The 10,816-nt window shown below is 62.1% G+C and carries 7 protein-coding genes; 4 read left to right on the forward strand and 3 right to left on the reverse strand.

What is annotated here, in order from left to right:
• Window positions 1–161: 161 nt before the first annotated feature.
• From SINAC_RS30585 to serA, 4 genes are all read left to right on the forward strand, one after another.
• Window positions 162–1,952 (forward strand): hypothetical protein, encoded by a 1,791-nt coding sequence (locus SINAC_RS30585; protein WP_237722800.1) that lies wholly within the window; start codon window positions 162–164, stop codon window positions 1,950–1,952.
• A gap of 65 nt (window positions 1,953–2,017) precedes the next feature.
• Window positions 2,018–2,452: a phosphoribosyl-AMP cyclohydrolase gene (hisI, locus tag SINAC_RS30590; RefSeq protein WP_020467027.1), complete on the forward strand. Its 435-nt coding sequence runs from the start codon at window positions 2,018–2,020 to the stop codon at window positions 2,450–2,452.
• Window positions 2,453–2,730: 278 nt separating this feature from the next.
• On the forward strand, window positions 2,731–3,888 hold the full coding sequence (locus SINAC_RS30595; RefSeq protein WP_015249425.1) for a pyridoxal-phosphate-dependent aminotransferase family protein: 1,158 nt from the start codon (window positions 2,731–2,733) through the stop codon (window positions 3,886–3,888).
• 75 nt (window positions 3,889–3,963) lie between these two features.
• On the forward strand, window positions 3,964–5,592 hold the full coding sequence (gene serA / locus SINAC_RS30600; RefSeq protein ID WP_015249426.1) for a phosphoglycerate dehydrogenase: 1,629 nt from the start codon (window positions 3,964–3,966) through the stop codon (window positions 5,590–5,592).
• A gap of 90 nt (window positions 5,593–5,682) precedes the next feature.
• Here serA and SINAC_RS30605 read toward each other — a convergent pair whose 3' ends face one another.
• The 3 genes from SINAC_RS30605 to tnpC all read right to left on the reverse strand — a co-directional run bounded on the left by SINAC_RS30605 (window position 5,683) and on the right by tnpC (window position 10,624).
• Entirely contained in the window at window positions 5,683–7,158 is a 1,476-nt protein-coding gene (locus tag SINAC_RS30605) for an aldehyde dehydrogenase family protein (protein WP_015249427.1), read from the reverse strand.
• Window positions 7,159–7,833: 675 nt separating this feature from the next.
• On the reverse strand, window positions 7,834–8,085 hold the full coding sequence (locus tag SINAC_RS38275; protein ID WP_157579472.1) for a transposase: 252 nt from the start codon (window positions 8,083–8,085) through the stop codon (window positions 7,834–7,836).
• 1,132 nt (window positions 8,086–9,217) lie between these two features.
• Window positions 9,218–10,624, reverse strand: a complete 1,407-nt coding sequence (gene tnpC, locus SINAC_RS30625) for an IS66 family transposase (RefSeq protein WP_015249428.1) — start codon at window positions 10,622–10,624, stop codon at window positions 9,218–9,220.
• Between the last annotated feature and the right edge of the window lie 192 nt (window positions 10,625–10,816).

Genomic DNA, 10,816 nt, shown 5'->3' on the forward strand with positions numbered 1-10,816 from the left:
GTCCTGAATAGGATACTCTTCGTCGCAACACGTCCCCGTCCTCGGCCCGTTTGGGTCGGGGCGGGGCGACTGTCATAAGTCGGGCGCGTTTGGCCCGTGGATGCGCAAGCTTTATGCTGCCGTTTGAAGGTCCGATCATCCTCAAAAGGGAACCGACCGAAGTGTCTGAAACGTCTGGCCAAGATCAAGCCCCGACCTCGACTGACACGAACCGGGCGCTCACCTTGGTTCACGAAGGCTGGAACCATCTCCAACTCCAGCGACCTCTGGCGGCCTGGGCGGCCTGGCAGCGTGCGCTCCGGTTCGTTCCCGAGTTTCCTCAGGCACTGGAAGCCCTGGCACGCCTGGAATCGGCGTCCGACCTACCGGTGGCTGCTCGCGTCGAACATCGGTTCCAGGCCCCCGACGATCCCGAGAAACGCTTGCGGTGGGATGCCTTGATCCGGGGAGGAGACCTCGAGGATCTGGCCAAGGCCGCCGACCTCTTCGCCTCGCTCTCCATCGACGACCCGACCGATGTGGCAGCCTGGTTCAACCGCGCTCTCTGCCTGGCCTGGATCGGCCGCAACGGAGAGGCGATCTCTTGCCTCGACCGCGTGGTGCAACTCCGAACGGCCGACGATCCCGAGAAAGCGGTCTCCGCCTGGACGCTCGCCGAGGTTCTCCGACAAGGAGCGGGCGCCGAGACTTTGGCCGACGACCTTCGCTTCGCCTGGGTCGTCCCCTGGTCAGACGCAGATACGCCCCGCCTCATCAATGCCTGTCCGACGCTTCAGAAAAAACCGAGCCCGCGCGACCCCGTCTCGGGCGTTCCTCAGTTCCCCGACGCCCAGGTTTACGAGTGGCTCGATCGGCCGATGCCCGAGCCTGCCTCATGGCTCGCGCTCTCCGACGTTCCGCGGGTCTTGGCCACGGTCATCATCACACCGCAATCGCTCCGACTTTCGAGTCCCGATCCATTGGCTCTCGAGCAGGTCCGCGAGCCACTGCTCCACGCGATTGGCGACCTCGAGCGGGCGATCGTCCGCGAGGCCGCTCCCCTGCCCCTCCCACTAGCCGATGCGGCGGTCTGGACCTTTCGCCGGCCTGAGGCGCTCGATGACGAGACCGAGGGCCGGCTCGCACGCGAGGCCGTGGAGCACTTTTATGAGGATCTCTGGATCCACCTGCCCCGCCACGGTCTCGGCGAACTGAGCCCCCTCCAGGCGAGTCGAGCTGCCAAGGCAGGCGACCCGGTCGCACGGACTCGGCTCTCGGCGGTGGTCCGCATGCGTGAGCAACTCGGGGCCCGGCCTCGAACCGCGATCCTCTACCAAGGCTACCCTTTCGATCGCCTTCGCCGCCGGCTCGGACTGGAACTCGACACGCCCGCTTCGGTTGATTCCGAGGACGCCGCCTGCATGAGCGAGGACGAACTCGACCGCCTGGAGCTCGACCCTCTGACCGTGCCCAGCCTGGCCGAGGCCTATCTCTCCGCCGCGGCGCTGGGCGACGATCGCCGGACCGCGCGGATCGCAGCGCACCTGGTCAAAGCTCCCGGCATGGAAACGTCCCGCGTGGTGAATCCGGACCTGTTCGCCGTCCTGGTCCGGGAAGCACTCCGGGTCGACAACCCAGGGGACGCCCTGCAATGGCTCGAACGCGGCCAAGCCACTCACGGCGGCCGCGATCGCCGGACCTATGAAATCTGGAAGGCGGAGATCCATGCGCGCACCGGCGACCCCGACGCCGCCCTCGCCCAGTATCAGGCCATGCTCAGTGACGGGGGCCTCGAAACGTCGCAGCTTCTTGACGCCGTCGAAGACCTGCTGATGAACGGCCATGCCGAACATGCCCGCCCGCTCCTCGAGCGAGCGCATGAGCAGGCCGGTCACGAAGGCGATCCCCTCAACATCGAACGCGCCCGGAACCTAGCCCGGGAAGAGACGCCGGACGCCTCGGCTCACGGATGAGGGACCCCGAATGTCGTATTTCGGAACCGGCCCTCAATTTTCCCTCACGACTTGCAGCTCTTGCCATGAGTTCCCACGAAACCGATCTGCTCTCGACTCTCAAATGGACGTCCGACGGCCTGATCCCGGCGATCGTCCAGGATGCCGAGAGCCACGAAGTCCTCATGATGGCCTGGATGAACGTCGAGGCACTCCGGCAAACCCTCGCGACCGGTCAGACCCATTTCTATTCGCGGTCGCGACGCGCGGCGTGGCACAAGGGAGGGACCTCGGGGCACGTGCAACACGTTGAGTCGGTCCAGATCGATTGTGACGCCGACGTGGTCCTCATCAAGGCCCGCCAGGTCGGAGGAGCCTGCCACGAAGGCTATCACTCCTGCTTCTTCCGCCGCCTCAATCCGGACGGCACCCTCGAAATCATCGATTCGCCCGTGTTTGAGAAAACGTCGGTTTACGGAACCCAACCCGAAGCCCACAGCCCGACCGGCCGAAGTGAGTAAGAGCAACCGGGAGGTGATGTGAGGCGAGTTCTCGGGTACGGGAGTCTTCGGAGAGTCGTCTTCAGCCCGCCACCATCCATCAAGGGACGGCTGGCGAGAGCCTTCCCTCCAAGATAACAGGCGCTCAGTATTCCGACGGTCTCCAACCCTCAGACAAGCGACGATGCAAAGCGACCGGGTGCGACTCACGCGCGAAGCGTCTTCCCCGGGATGGCTTTCGGACAGTAGACTATGTTCTCTTTGGTTCCCGTCTGGCTTGAAGCGAAGGACCTGGTGCGATGCAGAAGCCGCGATTGATGACTCCGGGACCGTCCTCGGTGCCCGAAGATGTGCTGCTCGAGTTGGCCCGTCCCGTGATCCATCACCGCTCGGCCGAGGCCAAGCAGGTGATCGTGGAAGTGGCGGCCGGCTTGAAAGAGGTCTTTCAGACTCAAAACGACGTTCTGATCCTGACGGCCTCCGGTACGGGAGCCATGGAGGCGGCCGCGGTCAACTCGGTCCCGCCGGGCAGCAAAGCGTTGGTGCTCAACGCCGGCCACTTCGCAGCGCGTTGGGCCGACATCTGCAAGGCGTTCGGGATCAACGCGGTCATGCTCGATACCGAGTGGGGCCAGCCTGTCGACCCTGCCCAAGTCGCCGAAGCGCTCAAACAGCACCCGGACACCGCTTGCGTGATGGGCACGCTCAGTGAGACGTCCACCGGCACCGGTCACCCGATCGAAGCGATCGGCAAGATCGTGGCCCAAACGCCGGCCTTGTTCGCCGTGGACGGAATCTCAGGGGTCGGCGCGATGGAGTGCCGCCCAGACGCCTGGGGCATCGACCTGCTCTGCGCCGGCTCGCAGAAGGCCCTCATGCTGCCGCCGGGCCTCGCCTTCATCTCGGTCAGCCCCAAGGCCTGGGCCAAGATCGACGCGTTCGACTCGAAGAGCTTCTACTTCAACCTGAAGTCGGCTCGCAAGAAGATGAAAGAGTTCGACACGCCGTACACCCCGGCCCACACTCTGATCCTTGCCCTTCGCACCTCGTTGCGACGGATCAAGGAAGAGGGCATCGAGAATGTCTGGACCCGGCATCGACTGATGAGCGAGGCCTGCCAGGCTGGCGTTCGGGCCCTCGGCCTCGAATTGTTCAGCTCCCGCCCCGCCGAAGGGCTCACCGCCTTCCGCGTTCCGGAAGGGCTCAAGGATGGCGACATCCGCAAGGGGCTGGTGGACCGCTTCGGTGTGACGACCGTCGGTGGCCAGGGCAAGATCAAGGGCCAGATCATCCGGATCGGGCACATGGGCTACACCGACGAGATCGACGTCGTCGCCGGTCTGGCAGCCCTGGAATTGGTCCTTCACAACCTCGGCTACAAACTCACGCCAGGCGCTGCGGTGACCGCCGCGCAGCAGGTGATTCTCGGGCACAAACCCGCCGCCGTCAGCAAATAATGATCCAAGGGGCGTGGGTGACACGCCAACCTTTGTTTGCGTGTCTCACACGCCCGACCATCGGAGTGTTTGAAGGTGTCTTATCGCGTTCTGGTGACTGATAAGCTGGCGGAAGAAGGCCTGGAGTTGCTCCGAGCCGAGCCTGGCCTCGAGGTGGTCGTCAACACGAAGCTCGACCCCAAAGCGCTTCGCGAAGCGCTGAAGGAAGCCGACGGGATCGTGATCCGGTCGGGGACGCAACTGACGGCCGAGGTGTTGCAGGATCAGACCCGTCTCAAGGTGATCGTCCGCGCCGGGGTCGGCGTCGACAACATCGACGTTCCGGCCGCGACCCGCCAAGGGATCGTGGTGATGAACACCCCGGGCGGAAACACGGTCTCGACGGCCGAGCATACGATGGCCCTGATGCTCGCCCTGTCGCGAAACGTCGCCCAGGCGAACGATAGCCTCAAGGCCGGGCGCTGGGATCGGAACAAGTTCACCGGCACCCAGCTCGGTGGTAAGACGCTCGGGATCGTCGGCCTGGGCCGGGTCGGCCTGGCCGTGGCCAAGCGAGCACAAGGCTTCGACATGAAGGTGGTCGGGTTCGACCCCTTCCTCTCCGCCGAGCGTGCCGCCGAGCTCGGAATCGAGAGCATCTCCCCGCTCGACGATCTCTGGGGCCGCTGCGACTACATCACGGTGCACACCCCCCTCTCGGCCGAGACCCGCAACCTGATCGGGCCGAACGAGCTGGCGAAGATGAAGCCGAACGTTCGGATCATCAACTGCGCCCGGGGCGGCTTGATCGACGAGGCCGCACTGGCCGAAGCGCTGACCGCCGGCAAGATCGCCGGGGCCGCCGTCGACGCCTTCGACCCCGAGCCCCCTCCGGCCGACAATCCTCTCGTCACCCACCCGCAAGTTCTCGTGACCCCGCACCTCGGTGCCTCGACCGAAGAGGCGCAGGTCTCCGTCGCCGTTGAAGCCGCCCGCCTCCTGTCCGACTTCTTCCAGAGCGGCCAGATCCGGTTCGCGGTCAACATGCCGACCCTGGACCGGGCCGAACTCGACGAGATGCGTCTCTATCTCGACCTCGGCCGTCGCCTGGGCATGCTCCACTCGCAGATGGACCGGGGGACCGTCAAGAGCGCGACCGTCCGGTACCGCGGTGAGGTCGCGAGCAAGAACACACGGCTGATCACCGCGAGCTTCGCGGCCGGCTGGATGGAGTCAGCGCTCGAGGATCAGGTCAACCTCGTCAACGCCGAGATCCTGGCCAAGGAGCGCGGGATCACGATCGTCGAGGAAAAGACGACCGACCCGGGCGATTTCGGCACCTTGATCCAGACCGAGGTGGTCACCGAGAAGAAGCAATATGTCGCGGCCGGAACCTTGTTCGGCAAGGAATTCGTCCGCTTGATCCGCCTCGGCCCTTACCGGCTCGATGCCCACCTGGACGGCAACCTGCTCGTCTTCACCCATAAAGACGTGCCAGGCTTGATCGGCTTCATCGGCACCACGTTCGGCCGCCACAACGTGAATATCGCCCAGATGAACGTGGGGCGAGAGCAGCCGGGCGGGGAAGCCATCGGGGTCGTCAACCTCGACAGCGTTCCTCCCGCCGAGGCGCTCGAAGAGCTCAAGAAGAATCCGGCGATCCTCAGCGTCAGCCTGATCAAGCTGCCCGAGGCCGGTGCCATCGCCCCTTGGCTCGCTCAATAGTCTTTTCCAAAAGGCGAGCGAAACCAGAGAATCCGTACACGGACCATCGTGGGTCGTATCAACGACCCACGATGGTCCGGTTTCGTTCCATCAATCCAGGGCCACGGTCACCGTCTTGAGCTCGGTGTAGTTATCGAGCGACTTCTCACCCAACTCACGGCCGATCCCGCTCCGCTTGAACCCGCCAAACGGGGCAGCGGCATCGAACACGTCGTAGCAGTTCACCCAGACGGTCCCCGCACGAACCCGATCGGCAACCGCATGAGCTTTGCCGATGTCGCGGGTCCAGACGGCGGCGGCCAGGCCGAAGTCCGTGGTGTTGGCGCGTTCGATGACCTCGTCGATTTCCTTGAACTTGATCACCGACAAGACCGGCCCGAAGATCTCGTCGCAGGCGATCGCCATGTCGTCCTTCACGTCGGCGAAGATCGTCGGCTTGATGAAAAAGCCCTTGTCGCCGTGCCGCTCGCCCCCGGCCACGCAACGCGCGCCTTGTTCGCGTCCCTTGGCGATGTAGGACAGGATCTTGTCGAACTGGGCCTTGTCGACTTGCGGCCCTTGCTGGGTCGTGGGGTCGAACGGATCACCAAGCTTGCGATCGTTGACCTTCGTCGCCAGCCGATCGACGAATTGATCGTAGACCGAGTCCTGAACGAACAGCCGGCTCCCCGCGCAGCAGCACTGGCCCTGGTTGAGATAGAGCCCGAGTACGGCTCCCTCAATGGCTGCGTCGAGGTCGGCGTCGGCGAACACGATGTTGGGGCTCTTGCCGCCGAGTTCAAACGTGATCCGCTTGAGTGTCTCGGCCGCCGATCGCATGATGATCTGGGCCGTGCGCCCCTCACCGGTGAAGGCAATCTTGTCCACGCCCGGGTGCGCGACCAGGGCCGCACCGGCGGTCTCGCCGAAGCCGGGGACAATGTTGACCACACCTGCGGGGAAACCGGCTTCGAGGGCCAGCTCACCCAGCCGAAGGGCGCTCAAGGGGGTCTGCTCGGCGGGCTTGAGCACCACCGTACAGCCCGCGGCCAAGGCGGGGCCCCACTTCCAGGCGACCATCAGCATCGGGAAATTCCAGGGAATGATCTGCCCCGCAACCCCGATCGGCTCGCGTTTGGTGTAGCAGAAGAAATTCCCACGGATCGGCACGGTCTGGCCGCTGATTTTGTCAGCCCAACCGGCGTAGTAGCGGAAGCAGTCGATCACCAGGGGGAGGTCAGCGTGGCGGCTCTCGCCGATCGGCTTGCCGTTATCCAAGGTCTCAAGCTCGGCCAGCTCGTCGACGTTCTCCTCGATCAGGTCGGCGAACCGGTTCATCAAGCGGCCGCGATCGCGAGCGTCCATCTTCCGCCAAGGGCCGGAGTCGAACGCTTTGCGAGCCGCTTTGACCGCCAGGTCGATATCGGCGGCATCCCCCTCGGCAACCTGGGCGATGACCTCTTCCGTCGCCGGGTTGACCGTGTCGAACGTCTTGCCGCTCAGACTGTCGCGCCACTTGCCGTCAATCAAGAGCTTCGTCTGAAGCGCCCGCCGCGTTGCGCGTCGAGCTTCTGTGACAGTCGCCATGGTCGCACTCCCTTTTCTCACGGAGATGGGAACGCCCACGCGTAGAGAGCGCGTGGGCGCGTCGTCTCCTGTCATTTTAAGGGCCGGGTCCATGGGCATACAAGCGACCGCCTCGACAAGGCCTCCCCGGGTTGGACGAACAATGGCGACCCTAAAGCGGGTGTCGCGTCCTCGAGGTCAGTCGTTCGGAAGAGCCACTGAATCGAGTCGGGTACAGAGCCGTTTGGGAGCGATCAGCCGATACGAGTCTTCCAAAAATTCCGCCACATCCTCCCAGTCGACGACACCGTCGAGCCACACCCCAACCCTTCGGTCCCAAGTACGGGGGTTGGAAAAAGCTGGCCGTCACGGATTTTGGGGGTGCAGCACCATGCTGACAAGGCAAAACGGCCATGATCCACAGTACACCCGAAAGGAGGTGGATCATGACCGAATTGATCGCGACACAAGCGTCGCGAGGGTATTACCCTCTGCCTGCCCATCGCGGAAACCACCTATCGACAGATCGCTGGCGTGCCCGCCGAGTTTCGACGCACCCTGGATGACTACTTCCGGCGAATTCCCAAATTGTTCCCGGCGAACTTCGCTCAAGGTTATCAGTTGAAGGATGAGCGGGTCTCGAGCAAGCAGCGGCTGCCGATCCGACGCATCGTCACCAGGGACGACATGCATTGCCTACAGCATTCGGCCCTCTCGTCCCTGATGCCCTACATGACAGCACGTACAGAGGAGGTCCAACGCCCAGAAGTGCAGGCCCGTCCTCCGACGCTCCTGAAGCAATTCCCGATGGATCCGAACGGCACTCTTACCCTTCAAGAACCCGATCGTGTGGGCCACGCTGTACTTGGGCGGTATGCTCAAGCACAGGTGGATGTGGTCAGGCATCGCCTGCCCTTCCAGCAGTTCGACTCCGCGTTGACGGCACAACTCCCGAAGAATTGGGCCAATCTGATGCCTCAGCCTTCCTTAGAAGACTTTCCGGCGGCACTTCGGTATCATCACTACGTGGTACTTGCACTCCCACCGCACATGGGACAGGCTCTGCCATTCGTGCATAGGCTCCTCCTTCCTGCCCCACGGGGCCTTCCTGGAAGGAGGAGCTTATGCCTTCCCCATCCGAATGCACGCCGGATCGCTCGAAGCTCTTCGGGCCACACGGCCAGAGGCCATAGATTTAGAACGCACAAAATAACACATCTTTTCACACTTAACTTTAGCATTCCACGATAAAGCAAAGCCATTTCGCCAGCATGATTCGATTGACAATTATATGCGAATCTATTCAATAATCAACCACGCCCAAAGGACGTGGTATTAGGAAGCCCCCCTCGAGGGGGCCGTCTACGTGAGGTAGCCCCCGTTGGGGGCGTGGATGTCAGAATCGCAATACACTGCTCACGGTCCCGCTCGTGTCGACCGCAGCCCCTCACTCGGAGTCTTTCAGACCGATCCCGAGGGTGACTTACGGAATGCTAAGAATGCACGCCGGATCGCTCGAAGCTCTTCGGGTCGCACGGCCAGAGGCCGTGGATTTAGAACATATTAATATTGATTTTCGGAATACCCAAGCTCCCCAAATCCTTATCCTCTTTCACATTAAATGAGCCTTGGAAATGAGCATGCGATGATTGCTGGCACTGGTAGCAGTCGTATCGTTTCTTACGATCATTGTCCGAGAGGGAGGTACGTACGGGCTCTGGCTTGCGGGCGTTGCGTTGCCGCCGACCTTCTAGACACTCGATTCGATATTATTGTCCGAAAAACATGAGCAAACTATCACTCTATTTAATTTAATAATGAATTTTATTTCTTCACCAATGCTCACTTTTTATATTATTATGCTGTTTTTTATTGCAATTACTAATTGCGCATTCACTCCAGTAGACTCACAAATAAACGGTTTCTTCACCGCACTCACCTCATGCTATCAACGATAAGACTTGAGCAAATGTGGCTTCTTAAACTTCGATGGCACGCCATTTCCCACTGCGTGCTGGTCATTCTTGTCTGTTCAATAACAACCTTTACCCCATCCAATGGGAACGAATTAGGTAACCGTTCACGCCCCGTCACCCAGAATCGATGGTTTCTGAGACCCATTTTGGTGGGCCGTGATGGCTTGCGTGAGAAATTCCAACACGTCCCGGCCCTGGGACCGGCAACTGGCCACCACGGTTAAGATCCGTTCTACGAACCGACTGCCTCGTTCGCTGTCGGTGCCGTAGCTTGTCTTCCGCCAGCAGACGGCGTGACGGATGGCACGCTCGGCCGCATGATTCGTCGGCTCCACGCCCGGCCTCGACGCGAACGTCCAGAGAATCACCTCAATCGACAGAAGCTCGCCGCAGACGCCGGCGGTCTTCGAACCGCCACATTGCGATCCGGACTCAAGCAGGAGATGGACCTCTTCACGTAACCAGGGGAGGATCTCCCGCCGAAACCAGGTCCGGGTGCGAATCCCGGCGCGGACTTTCCCCCACTCCTGGGCGAAGATATCGGCGTGCAGCAACAACTCCTCGCCGACCCTCGAGCCTGGATCGCGACGATCAATCATCGCCTGAAAATCGCGGCGAAGATGCGCCCAGCAAATTTGGCGTTTCACGCTGGGCAGGTGAGTGTAGACCGAATATCGATCGGTCGTCAGCACGCCGGGTGTGGGGCCGACCAGGTCATCGAAGGCTCCCCGATTGCGATGCCTACGGATCAAGAAAACGGTCACCAGGCAGGTCACCGCGGCCCAGAGCCAGGCCTTTTTCTTGCTTTGTTTCCAGCCGGTCTCATCGACATTGACGTCGCGCGTTTGTGTGTGATTCAAGGCCTCGTCGTGGATCGAGTGCAAGGCGAGACTGGTCCTGGCTTCGAGCTTGCTGACGCTGCCCAAGGCCATGGGAATGTCGTAGAGATCGGAGAAGAGTAAAGCGATGGTTCGCTTGCTGAGCCGGCCGACGCCGCTGAAGTAGGCCGTGGCCGCTTGGATCCTGGGGCCAAAACCGTGGGCCGCCTCGGGGACTGGGGCGGCGGTCGTTCGGGCCTGGCAGAGTGGACAGTCGAGGGTGTGGCGACAATGATGGGTGACCCACCGTAGCTTCTCGGGGAGTTCGATCACCTGATCGATGGAGGGATCGGGATCGTCGCCAGCCAGCGAGGTGCCACAACGCCCGCAGTGTGGCGGTTTGTGATCAACGACTTGGTCGGGAGGCAAGATCACACGGTCATGTTTGGAATGTCCGGTCTGACCGCCGCGTCGCCGCTGGCTGGGCGGACGTGGCACGCCCCACTTGTGCTGAGGGCCATTGGAGGATGGAGGGCGGGAGGAGTTGGACGAATTCTGCTGGAGCTTGGCTTCGAGTTGAGCGACCTGCGCCGCGAGTTGCGTGGCAAACGCTTCGAGTTGGCGCAAATAATTCTGAACCGCTATAGGCAGCGAGGCGAAGAGTTCCTCAGAGAGTGGTGGAGGCATCGTCATGAAAGAGACGCTACCATGCCTGAGACGATCGCGCAAGGCCGTGAACGGTTACGCGTCCGAACTATTCGCTGGCGTACCGTCACCCCGACGGCCACCGCACCAGCAATAGGCTCGACCGCCAGAGGCGAGGAATGAACCGGTACTTCGATGACGGCCAACATTTGCACGGCTCGCATAAATCGTGTCGACTGC

Source organism: Singulisphaera acidiphila DSM 18658 (genome assembly GCF_000242455.2).
GTDB lineage: Bacteria > Planctomycetota > Planctomycetia > Isosphaerales > Isosphaeraceae > Singulisphaera > Singulisphaera acidiphila.